Source organism: Cellulomonas shaoxiangyii, assembly GCF_004798685.1.
In the GTDB taxonomy this organism is placed as follows: Bacteria; Actinomycetota; Actinomycetes; order Actinomycetales; family Cellulomonadaceae; genus Cellulomonas; species Cellulomonas shaoxiangyii.
This window is the reverse complement of record NZ_CP039291.1, coordinates 2,593,362-2,615,459: the sequence shown is the minus strand read 5'-3', so window position 1 is coordinate 2,615,459 and position 22,098 is coordinate 2,593,362. Positions and strand designations below refer to the sequence as shown.

Annotated in this window: 16 protein-coding genes; 8 read left to right on the top strand and 8 right to left on the bottom strand. The window is 75.3% G+C overall.

Going from position 1 to position 22,098, the window contains the following annotated elements; translation table 11 throughout:
• Positions 1-96: 96 nt before the first annotated feature.
• The 5 genes from pxpA to E5225_RS11835 all read right to left on the bottom strand — a co-directional run bounded on the left by pxpA (position 97) and on the right by E5225_RS11835 (position 5,304).
• Positions 97-843, bottom strand: a complete 747-nt coding sequence (pxpA, locus tag E5225_RS11855) for a 5-oxoprolinase subunit PxpA (protein ID WP_135971880.1) — start codon at positions 841-843, stop codon at positions 97-99.
• Positions 840-2,318, bottom strand: a complete 1,479-nt coding sequence (locus E5225_RS11850) for an amidase (protein WP_208012430.1) — start codon at positions 2,316-2,318, stop codon at positions 840-842. Before E5225_RS11850 ends, pxpA begins: the two co-directional genes overlap by 4 nt.
• Before the next feature lie 71 nt (positions 2,319-2,389).
• Positions 2,390-3,724, bottom strand: coding sequence for a cytosine permease (locus E5225_RS11845; RefSeq protein WP_135971879.1), 1,335 nt, complete (start codon positions 3,722-3,724; stop codon positions 2,390-2,392).
• A gap of 101 nt (positions 3,725-3,825) precedes the next feature.
• A complete protein-coding gene (locus E5225_RS11840; RefSeq protein ID WP_135971878.1) occupies positions 3,826-4,485 on the bottom strand; it encodes a GntR family transcriptional regulator in 660 nt (219 codons plus the stop codon).
• A 168-nt stretch (positions 4,486-4,653) separates the two neighbouring features.
• On the bottom strand, positions 4,654-5,304 hold the full coding sequence (locus E5225_RS11835) for a TetR/AcrR family transcriptional regulator (protein WP_135971877.1): 651 nt from the start codon (positions 5,302-5,304) through the stop codon (positions 4,654-4,656).
• Between the two features lie 167 nt (positions 5,305-5,471).
• On the opposite strand from E5225_RS11835, the gene E5225_RS11830 reads away from it, so the two are divergent.
• Positions 5,472-8,006, top strand: coding sequence for an MMPL family transporter (locus E5225_RS11830; RefSeq protein WP_135971876.1), 2,535 nt, complete (start codon positions 5,472-5,474; stop codon positions 8,004-8,006).
• A gap of 145 nt (positions 8,007-8,151) precedes the next feature.
• On the top strand, positions 8,152-8,766 hold the full coding sequence (locus tag E5225_RS11825) for a nucleoside/nucleotide kinase family protein (protein WP_135971875.1): 615 nt from the start codon (positions 8,152-8,154) through the stop codon (positions 8,764-8,766).
• A gap of 7 nt (positions 8,767-8,773) precedes the next feature.
• Here E5225_RS11825 and E5225_RS11820 read toward each other — a convergent pair whose 3' ends face one another.
• Both E5225_RS11820 and E5225_RS11815 read right to left on the bottom strand, forming a co-directional pair.
• Positions 8,774-10,300 carry a high affinity choline transporter 1 gene (locus E5225_RS11820; RefSeq protein WP_135971874.1) on the bottom strand — a complete coding sequence of 509 codons (1,527 nt, stop codon included), beginning with the start codon at positions 10,298-10,300 and terminating at the stop codon, positions 8,774-8,776.
• A 171-nt stretch (positions 10,301-10,471) separates the two neighbouring features.
• Complete coding sequence (locus E5225_RS11815; protein WP_135971873.1) at positions 10,472-11,143, bottom strand: TetR/AcrR family transcriptional regulator; 672 nt, start codon at positions 11,141-11,143, stop codon at positions 10,472-10,474.
• Positions 11,144-11,292: 149 nt separating this feature from the next.
• Here E5225_RS11815 and E5225_RS11810 point away from each other — a divergent pair, with 149 nt between their 5' ends.
• The 5 genes from E5225_RS11810 to E5225_RS11790 all read left to right on the top strand — a co-directional run bounded on the left by E5225_RS11810 (position 11,293) and on the right by E5225_RS11790 (position 19,136).
• Positions 11,293-12,159 (top strand): urea amidolyase associated protein UAAP1, encoded by an 867-nt coding sequence (locus E5225_RS11810; protein ID WP_135971872.1) that lies wholly within the window; start codon positions 11,293-11,295, stop codon positions 12,157-12,159.
• Positions 12,156-12,839, top strand: coding sequence for an urea amidolyase associated protein UAAP2 (locus E5225_RS11805; RefSeq protein WP_135971871.1), 684 nt, complete (start codon positions 12,156-12,158; stop codon positions 12,837-12,839). Before E5225_RS11810 ends, E5225_RS11805 begins: the two co-directional genes overlap by 4 nt.
• A complete protein-coding gene (uca, locus tag E5225_RS11800) occupies positions 12,839-16,462 on the top strand; it encodes an urea carboxylase (RefSeq protein ID WP_135971870.1) in 3,624 nt (1,207 codons plus the stop codon). Before E5225_RS11805 ends, uca begins: the two co-directional genes overlap by 1 nt.
• 210 nt (positions 16,463-16,672) lie before the next feature.
• Positions 16,673-18,130, top strand: coding sequence for a DEAD/DEAH box helicase (locus tag E5225_RS11795; RefSeq protein ID WP_425267379.1), 1,458 nt, complete (start codon positions 16,673-16,675; stop codon positions 18,128-18,130).
• Between the two features lie 499 nt (positions 18,131-18,629).
• Positions 18,630-19,136 carry an FBP domain-containing protein gene (locus tag E5225_RS11790; RefSeq protein WP_135971868.1) on the top strand — a complete coding sequence of 169 codons (507 nt, stop codon included), beginning with the start codon at positions 18,630-18,632 and terminating at the stop codon, positions 19,134-19,136.
• 62 nt (positions 19,137-19,198) lie between these two features.
• Here the strand turns inward: E5225_RS11790 and E5225_RS11785 are convergent, their stop codons facing one another.
• Positions 19,199-20,071, bottom strand: a complete 873-nt coding sequence (locus E5225_RS11785; RefSeq protein ID WP_135971867.1) for an alpha/beta fold hydrolase — start codon at positions 20,069-20,071, stop codon at positions 19,199-19,201.
• 551 nt (positions 20,072-20,622) lie between these two features.
• Between E5225_RS11785 and E5225_RS11780 the strand changes: the two genes are divergently transcribed.
• Positions 20,623-22,029: a dicarboxylate/amino acid:cation symporter gene (locus E5225_RS11780; protein WP_243738041.1), complete on the top strand. Its 1,407-nt coding sequence runs from the start codon at positions 20,623-20,625 to the stop codon at positions 22,027-22,029.
• Positions 22,030-22,098: the final 69 nt, after the last annotated feature.

Below are 22,098 nucleotides of genomic sequence, written 5' to 3'. Positions count from 1 at the left end.
CCACGGCTGCCGGGACGGCCCGGCCGGTCGGCCGGCGCACGCCCACCGACGAGGACCGCGCCCCGGGTGGGGTGCGGCCCTCGTCGGCACCGTCGGTCAGCCCGCGTCCGGGGTGCCTGCGCGTCCGATGGTGACCCCCTCGCGGTGGAGGCGGTCCCGCACCGCGCGGACCAGTGCGGGCGCGTCGTCCGTGTCGCTGTGCACGCACACCGTCTCGACCGACCCCGCCGCGGGATCCGCGAGCATGGCCGCGACGCGGTCCGCCGTGCCGGCCGGTCCACCGAGCTGGTCGTACGTCCAGCCGAACATCTGGACCCCGTCGGGCCCGTACGGGCGGTCGGCGAAGAACTCCTCGACGACGGCCAGGCCGTAGGCCTGCGCGCGGACCGCGAGCTGCGAGCCCGGCAGCGTGTAGACGGCCAGCCGTGCGTCGTAGGCGGCGGTGGCCGCAGCGACGGCGTCGGCCACGTCGGCGTCCTCAGCCGCCATCATGTAGAGCGCGCCGTGCGGCTTGACGTGCTGCATCCGCACGGCCGCCGCGGCGAGGAACCCTCCGAGCGCGCCGAGCTGGTAGACCGTGGAGGCGTACGCCTCCCGGGCGGACAGCTGCATGTACCGGCGGCCGAAACCGAGCCGGTCCGGCAGGCCCACGTGCGCCCCCACGGCCACGCCGTGCGCCGCCGCCGACGCGACCGCGTCGTGCATGACCACCGGGTCCCCGGCGTGGAAGCCGCAGGCGACGTTGGCCGACGTGATCAGCGGCATCATCTCCTCGTCCGCCCCGTGCCGGTAGATCCCGAAGCTCTCGCCGAGGTCGCAGTTCAGGTCGATCCGGCGGGTCATGCCAGCGCGGGGGCACGGCGGGCGGCGAACAGCTCCTCCAGGCGCAGCGCGACCTGCAGCAGGCGCGCCTCGCTGAAGGGTCGGCCCAGGACCTCCAGGCCCACGGGCAGGCCCTCGGCCGTGAAGCCGGCGGGCACGGTGATGGCCGGCAGGGACGTCTGCGAGGCGATCACCGTGTTGGTGGGGAACCGCAGCGCGGTGTAGGTGCCGTCGGCCAGCTGCGCGGTTGTCGGCGGCACGACCTGGACCGTCGGGTAGACCAGGACGTCGAGGTCGTCCTCGGCGAACAGCCGCAGGACGGCGCGGCGGAACGCGTCCTGCGCCACGCGGGCAGCCAGCGCCGCCGGGTCGTCGTCCGCGTGCTCGGGGCCGGTCGCGATGTCGTGGAACAGGTCGTTCTCCGGGTGGAAGACCCCCGACTCGTAGACCGCTGCGAAGCTCGACGCCGGCGCCGTCGGCCGCGACTCCAGGAACCGGGTGATGTCGGCGCGGGCGACGCGGCTGTACGCCGACGTGCGGGCGACCCACCCCGGCAGGTCATCGATCGCCAGGCCCCGGCGCACCGTGGCACCGGCGTCGGCGGCGCGCTCCAGCGCGCCGCGCAGCACCACGTTGACCGGGCGGGACTCGGGGTCGTCGTCGGACCCGAAGGCGGACTCCAGGACGCCGAGCCTGAACGACGCCAGCTCCGGGGCCGACGCGAGCGACTCGTGGTACCGCCCGGCGTCCGGTGCCAGTGTCGCCGCCACGGTGTACTCGTCGGCCGGGTCGTAGCCGACCAGCACGTCGAGCAGGCGGGCGGCGTCCGTCACCGTGCGGGCGACCGGGCCCGCGGTGTCCTGGAACTTGACCAGGGGTGAGAAGCCGGTGCGCGGCACGAGCCCGGTGGTGACCCGCATCCCGACGACGTTGTTGAACGACGTCGGGATGCGGATCGACCCGCCCGTGTCCTCGCCGATCGCCACGAGGCAGAGGTTCGCGCTCGTCGCCGTGCCGCTGCCGGCGCTGGAACCGCCGGAGTCGCGCTCGGAGTCGTACGCGTTCTTCGTGTGGCCCGTCATCGACGACGACGAGAACCAGCCGGCGGCGAAGTCGCACATCGTGGTCTTGCCGAGCACGATCGCGCCGGCCTCCTTGAGCCGCGTGACCAGCGTCGCGTCCTGCTCCGGCACGTAGTCGGCGAAGAGCTTGGACCCGAAGGTGGTGCGGAGCCCAGCAGTCTCGGCCTGGTCCTTCACGAGCACGGGCACGCCGTGCAGCGGTCCGGAGAGCTCGTCGGTCCGGGCCAGCTCCGCGTCGAGCTCCGCGGCCCGCGCGAGGGCCTCGGGGTTGACGGTGACGACCGAGTTCAGCGCGGCGCCCGACCGGTCGTGGGCCTCGATCCGGTCCAGGTACCACTGCACGAGCGCGGTGGCGGTGGTGGTGCGGTCGCGCAGCGCCCGGTGGTAGGCGTCGATGGTCAGCTCGTCGAACACGATGATCTCGTCTCTCGTCGGTGCGGAGGCGGCCGCGCGGGGCCGCCCGGGTGGGGTGCGGGACGTGCGGCTCAGGCCGCCGTCGTCGTGGGGGTGGTCGCGCGGGTGATCAGTGCGTAACCGAGGCCCGCGGTGACGAGGCCGACGACGACGGCCGAGAGGCCCGGCGCCAGGTACTGCGCGAGCAGGGCGCACAGCGAGCCGACACCCCAGGCCGCGAACGCCTGCCAGCGCACGGCCGGCGAGGCGGCGTCGGGCGGCACGCGCCGCCGGGCGGCGAGCAGCGCCTGGTCGACGATCAGCACCGCGCCGATCGGCGGCACGATGACGCCGAGCAGGTTGAGCCAGTCGACGAAGTGGTCCGCGATGCCGGCGACGGCGAGCACGATGCCCAGCGCGCCCAGCACGACCGTGGCCTGGCGCATGGTCCGCCGGGTCAGGTTCGACCAGCCCACCGCGGCGTTGTACAGGCAGTGCATGCAGACCGAGCCGAGGTTGACGAACAGCAGCACGACGGCGATCGCCGGCATGGCGCCGCCCATCCCGGTCAGGACTCCGAACGTGTCGCCGGCACCCGCCGTGGCAGCCGCGACGACCCCGCCCAGCAGCATCGCCACGAGGCAGCCGACCGGGAACGCGGTCGCCACCGAGACCCACGCCTGGCGCGGGCTGCGCGACCAGCGGTTGAAGTCGGCGGCCATCGTGCCGGAGTCGGCGAACAGCGCGAAGACCAGGCTCACGCCGGCGCCGAGGGCGAGGGCGTCACCCGTGCCGGCGTAGTTCCACACGGCGCCGCCGTCGGTCGCGGCGCGCATCGTGGCGACCACCCCGAGCACGAGGAACAGCGGGACGGAGATCGCGCCGATCACGGTGAGCGCACGGATGCCCGCGAGCGTCCCCACGGTGAACAGCGCGCCGGCCACCACGGTGACGAGCACCCCGCTCACGTCGAACTGCTCGGTCACGCTCGAGCCCACCAGGCCGGTCTGCACGGCGAACCAGCCGAGCACGAGCGTCGAGAGCAGGCCGGACGCCGCGACGTAGCCCTTGCTCCCCAGCGTGCGGGACGCCTGCAGCGAGAAGTTGTGGCCCGTGCGTGCGCTCAGTGCGCCGAGCGTTCCGACGTAGACGAACAGCAGGAGGTTGCCCAGCACCATGGCCAGGGCCCCGCGCTGGAAGCCGAGGCCGTTCACGAGGGTGGCGCCGGTCAGCGCGCTGGTCAGGATCAGGGGGAACCCTGCCCAGACGGCGGACACCGACAGCACGCCGCGGCGACGGTCGGCGGGCACAGGAGCGTTCTCGAACTCGGCGTCCGCGTGGACCGCCGGTGCGGTGGGGGTGGTCGCGGTCGGGTCCGCGGGCGTCACCGTGCTGGTGGCACCGGCAGGGCGCTCGTCGTCGGGCATGGGAACTCCTCGGTCGCTCGGTCGGAGGGTGTGCGGGACCGGGGCCGGTCCCGGTGGGGGACCGTCCCTGGAGGGCACGGCGGTGGTGGTCGGCGGGCGGGTCAGCCCGCGCGCAGTGCGGCGACGACGGTCGCCTCGGTGTGCTCGAGGTGCTCGGAGAGCTCCACGAGCAGGGCGGACAGGTCCCGGGCCCGGATGTGCCGGAGCATGAGCCGGTGCTGGCGGTCGGCTTCCCGGAAGTCGTCGACCGTCGAGGCGTAGATCGCCATGTACGGCTCGACCTTGTCCCAGATGTTCTGCAGCAGCTCGAGCAGGTGCGCGCTGCGCGAGCAGTCGTAGAACCTGCGGTGGAACTCCTGGTTGAGCTGCCGCCAGCGGGCGACGTCGACCGCACCGCCTGCCATCCGGTCGAGGATCTCCGTCAGGTCGGCGACGTCCTCGTCGGTGACGTTGTCCAGGGCCCACTGCGAGGCCAGCTGCTCGAGGCGCAGCCGGATCTGGAAGATCTCGTGGATCTCCTCCGCGTGCAGCCGGGTCACGGTCACGCTGCGACGTTCCACGACGACGAGGCCGTCGGCGCGGAGCGTGTTCACGGCGTCCCGCACCGGCATCGTGCTGACGCCGTACGCCTGGGCGACCTGCCGCAGCGAGATCAGGGCGCCAGGCGCCAGGTGACCCGACGTGATCGCCGCACGCAGGCGCCTGTACACCTCGTCGGCCACGGTCGGGACGTCGATCACCCCGCGAAACTTCTCGTCCATGCGCCCCTCCGGATCCGTGATCTGTGATCTGTGATCACAGTAGGTGGGGCGCGTGACGCGCAGACGTGCTGGGTGTTGCGGGGACGTTACGCCGGACGGCCCGGCCGGCCGGCGCACGTCGCGGCAGGTGCTCGCGGAGGTCCGCGGGGCGCGCACGGCAACGCCGCGTCAGCGGCCGCGGGCCGCCCAGTGCTGGGACAGGGGCCCGGTCGCGTCGGGTGCGGACGGCACGTCGAGCGGCGGGCCCCCGGTGGTCATGCCGTCGGTGAGCAGCTGCAGGTACCGCCGGTACAGGGCCGGGTGGCGGGGGGAGTGCCGGGCGACCTCGGTGACCATCCACAGCACGACGACGAGGTCGTGGATCGTCACGCCGTCGCGCAGGTCGCCCTCGGCGGCCGCGCGCGCGAGCAGGTCGGCGATCACCGTGGCGATGGCGTGGCCGGGCTCGGGCACGGTGTGCTCGTCGAACGTGAGCGCGATGTCCCGCAGGCCGAGGTTCGCGGCGAGCAGCACGGCGATCTGGTCGAGCAGCAGGACGAGGCCGTCCGACGCGCGCTCGGCGCCGCGCGCGTGCTCGGCCACGCGCAGCACCTCGAGCGCGGGCTGCTGCAGGGCCGCCCGGATCAGCTCGTCCTTGTCGGGGAAGCGGTTGTAGACGGTCCCGACGCCGACGCCGGCCCGGTGCGCGATCTCGTTGAACCCGACTGCCAGGCCGCGCTCGGCGTAGAGCGCCTGCGCCGCCTCGACGATCCGCTCGCGGTTGCGCTGCGCGTCGCGGCGCAGGGTGCGCGCCGCCGCGCCGTCCGCGTCGTCCGTCATGGGCGGCACGCTACCCCTGATAGGAGCGATCAACTTCACACGGCGCCATTCCCCGGATCCGGATGCCAGGCATCAAGTTCAGCACCTACGATCCCGATGACCGGTACCGGCTCCGGCCGCCGTACGCCGCGCAGCGCGGCCCCCGCTCCACCCCAGGGAGACCCCCCATGGCAGGACTGCTCTACCGGCTCGGCCGGTCGTCGGCACGGCACCCGTGGCGCGTGATCGCGGTCTGGCTGGTCGCGCTGCTGGTGGCGGCGGGCGCCTACGTCGGCCTCGGCGGGACGCTCGTCTCGACCGTCAGCATCCCGGGCACCGCGACGGACCGGCTCACCCAGCGCCTCCAGGAGGAGCTGCCCGACACGAGCGGCGGCACCGGGACGGTCGTGTTCTCCACCGAGGACGGCGAGGCGTTCGACGACGCGCAGCGGGAAGGCGTCGCGGCGGCGCTGGCCGACGCGGCGGAGGTCGACGGCGTCGAGGCGGCTGTGGACCCGTTCGCCACCGAGGCGCAGCGGGAGGAGCAGGCGCAGGAGCTCGCCGCCGGTGCCGAGCAGGTGGAGCAGGGGCGTGCCGAGCTGGCCGCCGGTCAGGCGCAGCTCGACGCGAGCCGCACCCAGCTCGACACGGGCCAGGCGCAGCTCGACGCAGCCCGGACGCAGCTCGACGCGAGCGCCGCACAGGGCGTGCCGGAGCCGGCGCTGGCCGCCGGCCGGGCCCAGCTCGACGCGCAGCAGGCCCAGCTCGACGCGGGGCGTGCCCAGCTCGAGGCGGGGCAGGCGGAGCTCGACGCGGGCCGCGAGGCGCTGGAGAGCCAGGAGCCGCAGCTCGAGGCCGGACGCACGCTGCTCGACCTGGCCACGGAGCTGCGGCAGGTCTCCGAGGACGGGTCGGCCGCGCTCGCGACCGTCGTGTTCGAGGACCCGCAGTTCGACGTCACGCCGGAGACGAAGGACGCCGTCATCGCGGCCGTCCAGGACGCCGCCCCGGAGGGCGTCGAGGTCGCGTTCTCGAACGAGCTCGCGTCGGGCGTGCCCGTCCTCGGCGGCGCGTCGGAGGCGGTCGGCGTCGCCGTGGCCGTCGTGGTGCTGCTCGTCATGCTCGGCTCGGTCGTCGCGGCGGGGCTGCCGCTGCTGAACGCGCTGATCGGCGTGGGTGTGGCGGCGCTCGGCACGCTCGCGTTCTCCAGCGTGGTCGAGATGTCGTCGGTCACGCCCGTCCTCGGCCTCATGCTCGGCCTCGCGGTCGGCATCGACTACTCGCTGTTCCTGCTCAACCGGCACCGCCAGCAGCTGCGCCGCGGCATGTCCGTCATCGAGTCCGTCGGGCTCGCCACGGGCACGTCGGGCAACGCGGTGGTGTTCGCGGGGAGCACCGTGCTGATCGCGCTGCTCGCGCTCAACGTCACCGGCGTCCCCTTCCTCGGCCTCATGGGCACCGCCGCGGCGGCGAGCGTGGCCGTCGCGGTGCTGCTCGCCGTGACGCTGACCCCCGCGCTGCTCGGGCTGGCGGGCACGCGCGTGCTGCCCCGCAGGCAGCGCACGACGACGGGCGGCGAGCACCACGTCGCCGTCCGTCCGATGTCGACGCCGCGTGCGGTCCTGTCGCTGCTGCTCGGCGCGGCCGTGCTGCTCGTCGCCGCGCTGCCGGCGGCGTCCATGCGGCTCGGCCTGCCCGACGGGTCGCAGGAGGCCACGGACACCACGCAGTACCGCGCGTACATGACCACGGCCGAGGAGTTCGGCGAGGGCGCCAACGGGCCGCTGCTCGTCGTGGCGGACCTGCCGGCGGGCGTGTCCGAGGACGAGCTGCCGGTCGTGCAGGCCGAGGTCGGCACGGCCGTCGCCGACCTCGACGACGTGCGCGCGGTCGCGCCGATCGGCGCCAACGAGGACCGCACCGTGCTCGCTTTCCAGGTGCTGCCCGAGGGCGGCCCCAACGACGTGTCCACCGAGGAGCTCGTGCAGACCGTGCGGGCGCTGACGCTCGACGAGCCGGAGGCGGAGTTCTCCGTGGCCGGCGTCGCGAGCGCGAACATCGACGTCTCCGAGAAGCTCAGCGACGCCCTGCCCGGCTACCTCGCGCTCGTCGTCGGGCTCTCGCTCGTCATCCTCGTCATGGTGTTCCGCTCGATCCTCGTGCCGGTCGTCGCGACGCTCGGGTTCGTGCTCTCGCTGCTCGCGACGTTCGGCGCGGTCACGGCCGTGTTCCAGTGGGGCTGGCTCGGCAACCTGTTCGGCGTGCACGACCCGGGCCCGGTCATCAGCTTCCTGCCGACCATCGTCATCGGGATCCTGTTCGGCCTCGCGATGGACTACCAGCTGTTCCTCACGTCCGGCGTGCGTGAGGCGTACGCGCACGGCGCGACGGCGCGGCAGTCGGTGGCCGAGGGCGTCCGTGCGGGCCGCGCGGTCGTCACCGCGGCCGCGATCATCATGGTGTCCGTCTTCGCCGGCTTCGTGTTCTCGCACATCGCCGTGATCCGGCCGATGGGCTTCGCGCTCGCGTTCGGCGTGCTCGTCGACGCGTTCGTCGTCCGCATGACGATCGTCCCGGCGGTGCTGCACCTCGCCGGCGAGAAGGCGTGGTGGCTGCCGCGCTGGCTCGACCGGCTGCTGCCGGACGTCGACGTCGAGGGCGCCAAGCTCGAGCGTGACCACCCGGTCTCGGCCGGGGAGCCGGAGACCACGCGGGCCGGCTGACGACCGCGCCGCCGCGAGGGCACGGCACCACGCCACGAGGCGCGGTGCCGTGCCCTCAGCCGTTCGGCCGTCAATCCGCCCGTCGGCGCGGCTGACGGTGCGGCCGGCGGGCGCCGGCGGGGGCGCGCGTGATGGGGTGGGTGCCGTGCGCGTCCGCCCCGTCAGCCCGTCCGCGCTCGTCGACCACGTCGTCGCGCTGGTGCTCGCGGGGGAGGGACGCCGGCGCGTGCTCGTCGACGGCGCGGCGCCGTTGGCCCCTGGGAACCTCGCGGACGCATTGGTCGAGCCGCTGCGCGCGGCGGGCCGTGCCGTCGCGCGCGTGCACGCCGACGACTTCCTGCGGCCCGCGTCCGTGCGGTACGAGCTCGGGCGCGAGGACCCGGACGCGTACCTGGAGGACCGGCTCGACGCCGGTGCGCTCGCGCGCGAGGTGCTCGACCCGTTCGCCGCCGAGGGCCGCTACCTGCCGAGCCTGTGGGACGCCGGGCGCGACCGCGCGACCCGCGCGCCCTACGCGGCCGCGCCGGAGCGGGCCGTGCTGGTGGTCGACGGGGAGCTGCTGCTGGGCCGGTGGTTCGACGCCGAGCTGACCGTGCACCTCACCGTGCGTCCCGCGACGCTCGCGCGGCGCCTCGGGGACGAGCGTGCCTGGCAGCTGCCCGCCTTCGCCCGCTACGAGGACGAGGTGGCGCCGCAGGACGTCGCGGACGTCGTGGCGCGCGTCGACGACCCGCGCCACCCGGCGCTGGTCGAGCGCTGACGCGCGGTCACGCGGCCGCTCCCGCCGCCGCGGGTGCGGTGCCCTGCTCCACGTCGGCGAGCTCGCGGTCGAGCGCCGCGAGCTGCTCGGCCTCGGACGCGCGCTCGTCGGCGGGCCGCGGGCGCAGCCACCCGACCAGCACGTACGTGCCGATCCCCACGACCGCCGCGACGAGCGTGGCCCACCCGTCGAACCCGGGGCCCACCAGGGTGTTCGGCACGTACAGCAGGTCGTTGGGCACGCCGTAGAGCGTGGGGGTGAGCGCGAGGAGCGTCAGCCGGACGACGAGCCCGACGCCGGCCGCGGTCAGGGCCGCGACCGCACCGGGACGCCGCCAGAACACCCCGAGCACGAACGGCGCCGCGAGGCACGCGAGCATGAGGTCGAACGCGAGGGTGAGCAGGATGCCGGTCTGCGAGACGCGGATCGCCAGCAGGGCGCCGAGCGCGCAGATCGGGACCATGGCCAGCCGCGTCCAGCGCAGCAGGGGGTCGGCGCCCCCGACGACGATGCGCCGGCGGCCCCACAGGTTGCGCACGGCGATCGCGGACGTGGCGAGGATCGCGCCGGACGCGGTCGAGAACGACGCGGCCACGATGCCCGACAGCACCACCACCGCCAAGAGGGGCGGCGCGTGCTCGGCGAGGAGCGTGTAGAGGACGGGCCCGTCGGCGGTCGTGATGCCGAGGACGGCCGACGCCGTGAGCGCGACCAGGGCGAAGACGGTGCCGATCACGGCGGTGAAGCCGGCCGCCGCGAAGCAGGAGCGCTGGGCGACCTCGGGGCTCTTCGCCCCGAAGATGCGCTGCATGAAGTCGATCGCGACGATGTCGCCGATGCCGAGCGAGACGAGCGTCGCCCAGTTGACGGGGGCTCCCTGCGCGCTGTCGGTCAGCTGGCCCAGGTCGAACGGGCCCATGCCCGCGGGCACGACGATCCCGAAGCTCAGGGCGACCCACGCGAGCAGGCTCACCGCGGCGACCAGCGTGATGGCCGTCTGGATCACGGCCGTGTAGGCGTCGGAGAACAGCCCGCCGGCGACCGTGTACGCGAGCACGAGGAGGACCGACAGGAGCACGCCCCAGGCGTACGGGATGCGCGCGAACCGCTCGAGGAGGAACCCGCACGCGACGAGGTTGCCCGCGAGCAGCGTGACGAACGAGAGCAGCATGACGACCGACGCCACGACCTCCGTGGGCCGTCCGTACCGGATGCGGAAGTAGTCGCCGAGCGTGAACAGCTTCATGCGGTTGATCGGCTTGGCCAGGAACAGGCCGGTGAGCAGCAGGCAGATGCTCAGCCCGAGGGCGAGCGAGGCGCCCGACCAGAAGCCGAACTGGGAGGTCAGGTCGGTGTTGCCGACCGTGGCGTTGGAGTCGACGGCCGCCGCGGTGAGGGAGACGGCGACGAGCGGCACGCCGAGGCGCCGCCCGGCCACGAGGTAGTTGGCGCTGTCCCCGTCGACCTTGCGGGCCACGGCGACGCCGACGACGAGGACGACCAGGACGGTCAGACCCACTCCAGCGATGATCATGAGGGCTCCCGGCGGGATGCGGCGGAGATCGGGTGGCGGGCGAGCGCGGCGTTTCTGTCGTTCGACCCGTATTCATCCGCGCGGGTGTGACCGGCCCGCGTCCCGCACGAAACGATCGTGTTAAGGCGGTCGCGCACGGTGTCCACGCCCGTCGTGCGGGCGGCAGCGGGCTCAGCCCGCGGCGACGTCCGCGGTCGCCGTCAGGCGACGCCCCGCCGCCGCGTGCGCCGCACGGTGCGCCGGCTCGAGGCCGACGAGGGCCAGCGCGGCGTCGGCGACGGCGTCCGGTGTGCGCGCGTCGAGCGTGGCGGGTGAGCGCCGTCGCTGCAGGATGACGCTCTCGACCAGGCCGAGCACGAGCGCGGCGGTGCGCACGACGTCGTCCGGGGCCACGCCGCACGCGGCCACGAGCTCGCGGTAGGCGGCCTCCAGCTCGGTGCGCCGGGCGTGGAAGGCGGCGAACCGCTCGTCGTCGAGCTCGGGGAGCAGGTACAGCGCGCCGAGGTTGTCCTCGCCCGCGCACAGCAGCCGGACGTCGCCGGCCGCGAGCGCCCACAGGCGGGCGGGGGCCGGCTCGTCGCGGCGCAGGAGCGCACGGGCGGCGTCGAGGGACGGCTGCACCGTGCCCAGCAGCAGCTCGAGCAGCACCGCGTGCTTGCCGGGGAAGTGGTGGTAGAGCGTGGCCTGCCGCACGCCGGCGACCTCGGCGAGCGCGTGCGTGCTGGTGCTGCCGTACCCGACCGTGCAGAACAGGCGCGCCCCCGCGTGCAGGATGTCCTCGCGCGTGCCGAGGCCGGTGGGGGAGTCGCCCGCGGTCCGCGGGCGTCCGGTGCGGCGGGGCATGGGCGCCGACGCTAGCAGCCGTGCCCGCGCGGACCTCCGCGCACGACGCCCGTGCCATCGGTAACAGCCGCGCAACACCGCGCACATCGGGACGTCACGGCACCGGTGTTCGCTCCTTTCTGTCCACCGACAGAAAAAGGGGTGAGCGCATGAGCGCCACGAGCGAGGCCGGGACGTCGACCACCGCGGGCGCCCGCGCCCACGCCCGCGCGCAGGAGGGCACGGTCGTCGCCGAGCGGCCGTGGCTGCCCGCGTCCGCCGTCCCCGCCGCCGCGCTCGCGGGCGGTCTGCCCGTCGGCCCCGGGGCGGACGACCTCGTCTGGGCGGAGCGGGTCGCGGGTGGCGGGTACGCCCACCGCGAGCTCGCCCGCGGCACGCACGTGCGCCTCACGGACGTCACCGGCGACGCGAGCGTCGCGGTCGTCCTGCACAGCGCCGGTCGGACGCACGAGCGCCTCAACGTGGCCGACACCGTCAAGGTGCAGTGGCAGGTCTACACGGGCGTGGGGCAGCTGCTGCTGTCGGACCAGGGCCGCGTGCTCGCGACGGTCGTCGAGGACACGTCCGGCCACCACGACGCCGTGTTCGGCACGTCGTCACGCGCGCGCAACGAGCGCCGGTACGGCGACGCCGGCCCGCACGGCGGGTCGCCCGCCGGCCGCGAGCTGCTGGTCCTCGCCGCGGCCAAGCAGGGGCTGTCGCGGCGCGACGTGCCGCCGTGCGTGACGTTCTTCCAGGGCGTGCGCGTGGCGCCCGACGGCACGGCCGAGCCGACCGGCTCCGCGGGGCCGGGTGCGAGCGTCGTGCTCCGCCTCGAGATGCCCGCGGTGCTGCTGCTGGCCGCCACCGCGCACCCGCTGGACCCGCGCGAGCGCTGGAGCTGCGGCCCCGTCGACGTCGTCGCCTGGCGCGGCGCCCCGACCGCGCCGTCCGACCCGCTCTGGGACGCCACGCCCGAGGGTCGCCGCGCCTTCCTCGCCACCACCGACCACCTCACCGCCCGGGGGATCGCATGACCACGACGACGAGCCCGGCGAGCGCTGCCGGGCGCCACACCTTCGGCCGCGTGCTGCACCGCGAGACCGTCGCGCCCCGCTCGCCCTGGTCGCACGTGCTGCGACGGGGGCAGGTGCTGACGGTCGTCGACGTCGACGGCAACCAGGCCGTCGACTTCCTCGCCTACGACGCGCACGACACCGCGAACGCCTACAGCGCGCAGGCCACGCTCGCGGAGCAGGGGTCGGTGTTCCTCGTGCGGGGCTCGGTGCTGCGCACGGCGGACGGCGACGCGCTCCTGACGGTCGTCGACGACGACGTGGAGCGCCACGACACGCTCGGCGGGGCCTGCTCGAAGGAGTCGAACGCGCTGCGCTACGGCCACCACACGTGGGCGCAGCACGCCTGCGCGGACAACTTCCTCGCCGAGCTGTCGCGGTACGGGATGGGTAAGCGCGACCAGGTGTCGAACGTCAACTGGTTCATGAACGTGCCGGTCGACGCCGACGGCGCGCTCGGCATCGTGGACGGGATCTCCGCGCCCGGCCTGCGCGTGAGCGTGCGCGCCGAGCGCGACGTGCTCGTCGTCGTCTCGAACTGCCCCCAGGTGAACAACCCGTGCAACGGGTTCGACCCGAGCCGCGCCGAGATGGTCGTGTGGTCGGGCGAGGACGCCGGCGCGGACGAGGGAGCCGCGTGATGGCACGCTTCGACACCCTGCTCGTCGCGAACCGCGGCGAGATCGCCGTGCGGATCCTGCGCAGCGCGCGCGACCTGGGCCTGCGCACCGTCGCCGTCTTCTCCGAGGCCGACCGCGGCGCCCTGCACACCGAGCTCGCCGACGAGGCCGTCCTGCTCGGCCCGCCACCCGCGGCGGAGAGCTACCTCGACGTGGACCGCGTCGTGCGCGCGGCGCTCGCGAGCGGCGCCGGCGCGGTGCACCCCGGGTACGGCTTCCTCTCGGAGAACGCCGGGTTCGCGCGCGCCTGCGAGGCCGCGGGGCTCGTGTTCGTCGGCCCGACGCCCGAGCAGCTCGAGGTCTTCGGCGCCAAGCACACCGCGCGCGCCGCCGCGCACGCCGCGGGCGTGCCCCTGCTGCCGGGCACCGACCTGCTCGGCTCGCTCGACGAGGCGCTCGCCGCCGCCGACGCCGTCGGGTACCCCGTCATGCTCAAGGCGACGGCCGGCGGTGGTGGCATCGGCATGCGCGCGTGCCACGGCCCCGACGACCTGCGGGGCGCGTGGGACGACGTCCGGCGGGTCGCGGGCGCGGCGTTCGCGTCGGGCGCCGTGTTCCTGGAGCGGCTGGTCGCGCGGGCCCGGCACGTCGAGGTGCAGGTCTTCGGCGACGGCGCGGGGCGGGTCGTGACGCTCGGTGACCGCGACTGCACGCTGCAGCGGCGCAACCAGAAGGTCGTCGAGGAGACGCCGACCCCGGGCCTGCCCGACGCCGTGCGCACCCGCATCACCGACGCGGCCCGGGACCTGTGCGCGTCGGTGGGCTACCGCTCGGCCGGGACGGTCGAGTACGTCTACGACCCCGACCGCGAGGAGGCCGCGTTCCTCGAGGTGAACACGCGTCTGCAGGTCGAGCACCCGGTCACCGAGGCCGTGCACGGCATCGACCTCGTCGCCTGGATGCTGCGGCTCGCGCAGGGGGAGCGCGCGGTGCTCGACGAGGCGCCGGCCGCGCTGGTGGGCGCCGCGGTCGAGGCACGCGTGTACGCCGAGAACACGGACCTCGGGGGCGTGCCCAGCGCCGGCACCGTCACGCACCTCGCGCTGCCCGACGGCGTGCGCGTCGACACGTGGCTCGAGGTCGGCACGCAGGTCAGCACGCACTACGACCCCCTGCTGGCCAAGGTCGTCGTGCACGGGCCGGACCGGGAGGCGGCGTGGGCGGGCCTGCGCGCGGCGCTCGCGGCCACGCGCGTCGACGGCGTCGCGACGAACCTCGGCCTGCTGCGGGTGGCCGCCGCCCACGCGGACGTCGCCGCGGCCGCGCACAGCACGCGCACGCTCGACGGCCTGGTCGACGCCACGCCGCGGTTCGAGGTGCTGCGCCCCGGCATGCTGACGACCGTGCAGGACCTGCCGGGCCGCGTGGGGCTGTGGCCGGTGGGCATCCCGCCGTCGGGGCCGATGGACACGTGGTCGTTCGCGGCCGGCAACCGGGCGCTGGGCAACCCCCCGGGCGCCCCGGGCCTGGAGTGCACGATGACGGGCCCGGCGCTGCGCTTCCGCACCGCCGCGCGCGTCGTGGTCACGGGGGCGCCGGCACCGGTCGACGTCGACGGGACGCCCGTGCCGCTGTGGGAGCCGGTCGAGGTCCCCGCCGGCGCCGTGCTGAGCATCGGCACCGCGACCGCGGGCATGCGCACGTACCTGCTGGTGGAGGGCGGGCTCGACGTCGTCCCGGTGCTCGGCTCGGCCAGCACGTTCGACCTCGGCGAGATCGGCGGCGTCACGGGCCGCGCCCTGCGCACGGGCGACCTCGTCCCGCTCGCGACGCCGGCGGTGCCGCACGACGTCGCCCCCGTGCCGCCGGCCGAGCGCCCGGCGATCGGCGACCGGTGGGAGCTCGCGGCGCTCGAGGGCCCGCACGCCGCCCCCGAGTTCTTCCTGCCCGAGGACGTCGAGGCGTTCCACGCCGCGGACTGGGAGGTGCACTTCAACTCCGCGCGCACGGGCGTGCGGCTCGTCGGGCCGCGGCCGCGGTGGGCCCGCCCCGACGGCGGCGAGGCGGGTCTGCACCCGTCGAACATCCACGACACGCCGTACGCCGTCGGCGCGGTCGACTACACGGGCGACCTGCCGATCCTGCTCGGGCCGGACGGGCCGAGCCTCGGCGGGTTCACGTGCCCGGCGACCGTCGCGACCGGGCACCTGTGGAAGCTCGGGCAGCTGCGCCCGGGCGACACCGTGCGCTTCGTGCCCGTCACCGACGCGCAGGCCGCGCGCCTCGCCGACGCCCCGCTCACCGACGCGGTCCCCGACCGCGCCCCCGTGACCGACGGCGGCATCCTCGCGCGCCGCGCCGCGACCGACGACGTGCCCGAGCTCACGCTGCGGCGCAGCGGGGACGCCAACGTCCTCGCCGAGTACGGGCCCATGCGCCTCGACCTCGGCGTCCGCATCCGCGTGCACGCCCTCATGACGGCGCTCCAGGCGCGCGTCGACGCGGGGGACCTCGCCGGCGTCGTCGAGCTCACGCCGGGCATCCGGTCCCTCCAGGTGCACCTCGACCCGGCCGTCACGAGCGTCGCCACCCTCGTCGACGTCGTGCGCGCCGCGGACGACGCCCTGCCGCCCACGCACGACCTGCGCGTGCCGAGCCGCACGGTGCACCTGCCCCTGTCGTGGGACGACCCGTCGACGCGCGAGGCGATCGAGCGGTACATGAACGGCGTGCGGGACGACGCGCCCTGGTGCCCGTGGAACATCGAGTTCATCCGCCGCGTCAACGGGCTCGCGTCGGTGCAGGACGTGCACCGCACGGTGTTCGACGCCGAGTACCTCGTGCTGGGTCTGGGCGACGTCTACCTCGGCGCGCCCGTCGCCACCCCGCTGGACCCGCGCCACCGGCTCGTCACCACGAAGTACAACCCGGCCCGCACGTGGACGCCGCAGAACGCCGTCGGCATCGGCGGTGCCTACCTGTGCATCTACGGCATGGAGGGGCCGGGCGGCTACCAGTTCGTCGGCCGGACGGTGCCCGTGTGGTCGACGCTGCGCCAGCGCGGCGCGTTCGAGGCCGGCACGCCGTGGCTGCTGCGGTTCTTCGACCGCATCCGCTGGTACGAGGTCGCGCCCGACGAGCTCCTCGAGATGCGCGCCGACATGGCGGCGGGGCGGCTGGCGCTGCGCGTCGAGGAGGGGGAGTTCGTCCTCGCCGACCACGAGCGGTTCCTGGCCGAGAACGCGGCGTCGATCGCGCGGTTCCGCGAGCAGCAGGCCGCGGCGTTCCGGGCGGAGCGCGACGCGTGGGCGGCGGCGGGGGAGCTCGACCGCGTCCACGACGTCGCCGCGCCGCCCGCCGAGCCGCAGGTCGTGGTGCCGGAGGGGTGCACGGCCGTCGAGGCGTCGTTCGCCGCCAACGTCGTCCGCGTCGACGTGCGTCCCGGGGACACGGTCGAGGCGGGGCAGACGCTCCTGGCCGTCGAGGCGATGAAGATGGAGGCACCGGTCGTGGCCCCGGCCGCCGGCCGGGTGCGGGAGGTGGTCGCCTCGCCGGGCGCCCAGGTCGGCCCCGGCAGCGTGCTGGTCGTGCTCGAGCAGGACGACGCGGCGTGGGGGACCGCGCGGGGCGAGGACGCCGCGTGAGGCGGGCCCGCGCCCACTCGCCGCCCGGTGCGGGGCCGTGGTGTGAGCGAGTCGTCGGTGCGTCCAGGTCGAACATGAGGCACACTGGTCACGGCCCCGCCCCGGTAACGACTCGGGAGCAGGCCCGCGTCCCGGCTCGTGGTGCTGGCGGACGCCCCCACGAACGCCGCGAAAGGCGACCAACCTGTGCCTACTTTCTCCTCCCTCGGCGTGCCCGAGGTCCTCGTCCGTTCCCTCGCCCAAGGTGGCCTGACGGACGCCTTCCCCATCCAGACCGCGACGCTGCCCGACACGCTCGCGGGTCGCGACGTCCTCGGCCGCGGCCGCACCGGCTCCGGCAAGACGCTCGCGTTCAGCCTGCCGCTCGTCGCCCGCCTGGCCGGCCTCGTCGCCGGCGTGCAGGGCGTGCGCCGCGTGCCGGGCCGCCCCAGCGGGCTCGTGCTGGCCCCGACGCGTGAGCTCGCGTCGCAGATCGCCGCGACGCTCGAGCCGCTGGCCAAGGCCGCCGGCCTGCACGTCACCACCATCTTCGGCGGCGTCTCGCAGCGTCCCCAGGAGTCGGTCCTCAAGGCCGGCGTCGACATCGTCGTCGCCTGCCCGGGCCGCCTCGAGGACCTGATGAAGCAGGGCGTCGTCTCGCTCGCCGCGATCAAGATCACCGTGCTCGACGAGGCCGACCACATGGCCGACCTCGGCTTCCTCCCGGGCGTCAAGCGGATCCTGGCCGCGACCGACCCGAACGGGCAGCGGATGCTCTTCTCCGCCACGCTCGACAACGGCGTGGACCTGATCGTCCAGCGGTTCCTGCGCAACCCGCTGCGGCACGCCGTGGACAGCGCCGAGTCGCCCGTCTCGGCGATGACGCACCACGTGTTCCTCGTCGACGGCGTCGACGCCAAGAAGGACGTCGTCCACCAGCTCGCGTCCGGCACCGGCCGTCGCGTGCTGTTCATGCGGACGAAGCACCAGGCCAAGAAGCTCGCCAAGCAGCTGACGGCGGCGGGCGTGCCCGCGGTCGACCTGCACGGCAACCTCAGCCAGGGTGCGCGCGAGCGCAACCTCGAGGCGTTCTCCAACGGCGGCGTGCGGGTGCTCGTCGCGACGGACATCGCGGCCCGCGGCATCCACGTCGACGAGGTCGAGCTGGTCGTCCACGTCGACCCGCCGGCCGAGCACAAGGCGTACCTGCACCGTTCGGGCCGCACGGCCCGCGCCGGGTCCGAGGGCGCGGTCGCGACCCTGGTCCTCCCGCAGGAGGAGTCCGAGGTCCGCACGCTCACGCGCCTCGCCGGCATCAAGGTGACGCCCCGCCGCGTGCGTGCCGGCGACCCCGCGCTCACGGCGCTGGTCGGCGAGCAGGCCGCCCACGTCACTCCGGCGCCCGTCGTCGCCGAGCCGGTCCGGACGTCGTCCGGTCGCCGGGGCGGTGGCGGCGGCGGTGCCGCGGGCGGTCGTGGCCGCCGCGGTGGTGGCGCGACCTCCGGTGGCGCGACCTCCGGTGGTGCGCGCACCGGTGGCCGTCCGGGCGGAGACGCCCGTCGCGCCGGCACCGCGGGTGGCGGGCAGGGCGCTGACGGCGGCCGTCGCCGCGAGGGCGCGCCCGCGTCGCGCGGTGGAGCCGTCGGCATGTCGATGGGCAGCCGCGCCGGCTCGCGCCGCAGCCGCTGACCTCAGCGCAGAACCGCACGTTCGCGGCCCCTCCCGGAGTGCTCCGGGAGGGGCCGCGGTGCGTGCGGCGTACACTCGTCCGGTCCGCGCGTCCCTCACGTTCGCCGGACGGCACGGGCAGGACCGAGAACCGGGAGCGAGACGTGCGGGACGAGACCGCGGAGCGCGAGGTGGCCGTGCAGGCCTGCTCGGTGTCCGCGCGCGATCGCGTCGCGCGCCCCTGACACCCCGGACCCACCGCCTCCCGCGGTGACGTGACGACGGCTCCGCCGCGCACGCCGCCACGGTGACGGCGCCGACCGCGGCAGCACCTGCGTGCCGCCGTCGGCCGTCGGCACGGCCCGGGCGCGTCGGGGGAGCGGACGCGGCACGTCCGTCCCCGCCGCCGAACCGCCGGCCCGGCGCTGCCTCCGGACAGCGCACCCGCGCGCCCGTCGGTCTGCGCACGCAGGCCCGCGGCCCTCGGCGGCTGCCCGCACCCACGGAAGCCGAGCCCGACATGCACCCCCTGACCGAGAAGCAGATCCGCAGCTCGTTCGTCAACGCCAGCCGCCGCGAGGCCACCCAGGCGACCCTGCCCGACCTGGACGCCCTGGACTGGGACCGTCTCGACTACCTGGGCTGGCGCGACCGCAAGGCGCCCCTGTCCGCGTACGTCGTCCTGGAGGTCGACGCCGAGCCGACCGGCGTGCTGCTGCGCTCCGGTGAGCGCACCGCACGCGTGCGACGCCGCGCCGTGTGCGCGTGGTGCGAGGACGTCGTCGTCACCGAGGACGTCACGCTGTACGTCGCCCGCCGCGGCGGCGCGTCCGGCCGGCGCGGCAACACCATCGGCACGCTGATCTGCACCGACTTCCTGTGCTCCGCGAACGTGCGGCGCCCGCCGACGCGCACGGAGGCCGGCTCGGACGTCGAGTCCGTGCGCGAGGAGATCGTCGCGCGCCGGGTCGCCGGGCTGCGCGAGCGGTCCGCGCGGTTCGTGGGCGAGGTGCTCAGCACGCGCTGACGGCGCACGGCACGCCCGCCGGGCCCGTCGCCGTGCTGCGGCGGGCCCGGTGCGGTGGGGCGTCAGCCCTCCGCGAGCACCTCGCGCAGGCGCGTCGCGAACGCCTCGGGCTGGCCGGGCATGCCGAACTCGTCGCCGAGGAACCCGCCGTGGTTGCTCGGGAAGACGGCGACGTCGGTGCCCAGCCGGTCGGCGAGGGCGTGCGTCGTGCGCCACGTGATGATGTCGCGGCTCTCGATGCCCGCGGCGAGCACGACGCGGGTCGACGTGGCCCGCAGCCGCGCCACGTCCGGCTCGTACGCCGTCACGGCCGCGGCGGCGCCCGACAGCAGCGGGTCGTCGCGGCCCCCGTCGTCCTCGGCCGGCATGCCGAACGCCGCGGGGTCGGGCAGCTCCGTGAGGAAGTCGGCGGGGAACTCGCCCTGCCACGACGTCAGCGCGATGAACGCGGCCATGCCGTGGCCCCAGCCGTGCGCCTGGTACGCCGCGTCGACGCGTGCGCTCGCCGCGCGGGCGTGCTCCGCGTCGGGCAGCACGCCCAGGAGCGGCGGCTCGTGCGCCACGAGGGTGCGCACGTCGCCCGGGTGCTCCGTCACCCACGCGAGCGCGGTCACGGCGCCGCCGCTCGACCCGAACAGGTCGACCGGGCCGCCGCCGAGCTCCGCGACCAGCGCGTGCAGGTCCGCCGCCTGCTGGCGCGGGTCCTGCGTCGTGGTCCCGTCGCTGCGCGTGCTGCGGCCCAGGCCCCGCGGGTCGTACGTGACGACCGTGCGGTCGGGGAAGTGCGAGGCCAGCGTGCCGAAGCCGGACGCGTCCATCGGCTGGCCGATGAGGACGAGCGGCGGCTCACCCGCCGTGGGGAGGGGGCCACGGACGTCGTACGCGATGCGTGCGCCGGGCACCTCGAGGATGCGGTGGGTGGCGGTCTCGGTCATGGGTGGCTCCTTCGTGGGTGCATCGCTCGACGCGTCGTGCGTCCACCTGCGTCCGACCCGCGCGCCGCCGCCAACTCATCGGGAGGGGCGGAGCGGGGCGGGCGGGCACACCAGGACGCGCCCCGTCGGGGACCGCCGGCCCGGCCGCCCCGGCCGCACGGAATGCGCGCCGGTGGGACGCTGTTGGCACTGGACGGGGCCACGGCAGTGCGGCCCGTCACGACGGACCGGGGGAACACCCACGTGAGCACGTGGCACGCGATCGAGCGCCGCGCCGTCGACCTGCGCCGGGTCGCCAGCGCGCTCTGTCGCGCCTTCCCGCGCTGACCTCCCGCGCTGATCTCCCGCGCTGAACGGCGCCGAGCCGCGCGCTCGGCCGACGCCGTCCGGCGCGACCGGACAGCCACGCGCCCGCCCCGGGCGCCCCGCACGCCGCGTGCCGAGACCGGGCACGCATGCCGACCGGCGCCGTCGCGCGCCCGCTCGAAAGGCGCCCCACCGTGTCCTCCAGCCCCACCACCACGTCCGCGCAGCCGAGGCGTCGCCTGCGGATGCCGTCCTTCACCGTCCAGGTGCTCCTCGGTCTCGGCCTCGGCGTCCTGCTCGGCTGGATCGCCCTGCGCATGGGCCCCGTCAACGCCGAGGGCGACGCCAACTGGCTGACCACCACGCTGAGCGAGATCGGCTCCGCGTTCGTCACGCTCCTGCGCGCGATCGTCCCGCCGCTCGTGTTCCTGGCGATCGTGGCGTCCATCGCGAACCTGCGGCAGGTGACGAACGCGGCGCGCCTCGCCGGCCAGACCCTGCTGTGGTTCGCGATCACCGCGGCGATCTCGGTGGCCGTCGGCATCACGCTCGGCCTGGTCTTCCGGCCCGGTGCCCGCACGACGCTGAGCACCGACGAGGCCGTCGAGCCCGGCACCACCGGCAGCTGGCTCGACTTCCTCAACGGCCTGATCCCGGGCAACTTCCTGGGCCTCGGCGGCGAGACGAGCGTCGAGGCGGGGGCCGACGGCGCGCTGAGCGCCGACACGTCGATCGACTTCAACGTGCTCCAGATCGTCGTGATCGCGCTGGTCGTGGGCATCGCCGCGCTGCGCACCGGCACGGCGGCCGAGCCGTTCCTCGCGTTCAGCCGCTCGGCGCTCGCGGTCGTGCAGAAGGTGCTGTGGTGGGTCATCCGCCTGGCGCCGCTCGGGACGCTGGGCCTCATCGGGCGCGCCGTCGCCACCTACGGCTGGGACCTGCTCGGGCCGCTCGCGACGTTCGCCGTCGCGGTCTACACGGGCCTCGTGGTCGTCCTCCTCGTCGTCTACCCGGTGCTGCTGCGCGCCAACGGCCTGCGGGTCGGCGCGTTCTTCCGCGGCGCCTGGCCGGCGATCCAGCTCGCGTTCGTGTCGCGCTCGTCGATCGGGACGCTGCCCGTGACGCAGCGCGTCACGGAGCGGAACCTCGGGGTCCCCGGCTCGTACGCGGCGTTCGCCGTGCCGCTGGGCGCCACGACCAAGATGGACGGCTGCGCCTCGATCTACCCCGCGATCTCCGCCATCACGGTCGCGCAGCTGTTCGGCGTCGACCTGTCCGTCCTGGATTACCTGCTCATCGCGTTCGTGTCGGTGGTCGGCTCCGCCGCGACGGCGGGGCTCACCGGGGCCGTCGTGATGCTGACCCTGACGCTGTCGACGCTGGGCCTGCCGCTGGCCGGCGTCGGCCTGCTGCTGGCGATCGACCCGATCCTCGACATGGGCCGGACGGCGGTGAACGTCGCCGGACAGGCGCTGGTGCCGGCGATCGTCGCCAAGCGGGAGGGGATCCTCGACGTGGCGAGGTACGAGTCGGGGTCGGCGGAGGACCTGTTCCGCGACGAGGTCGCCGAGGCACGCGACGAGCGGGCCACGACCGACGTCACCGACGCGACCGTCCCGGCGCGGGAGGAGTCAGCGGGCCTGCGCCCCTGACGCGCCCGGCCTCGACCGCGCGCCCCGGCCGCCGCACCCGCGGCGCCGGGGCGTGCGCGGCGTGCCCGC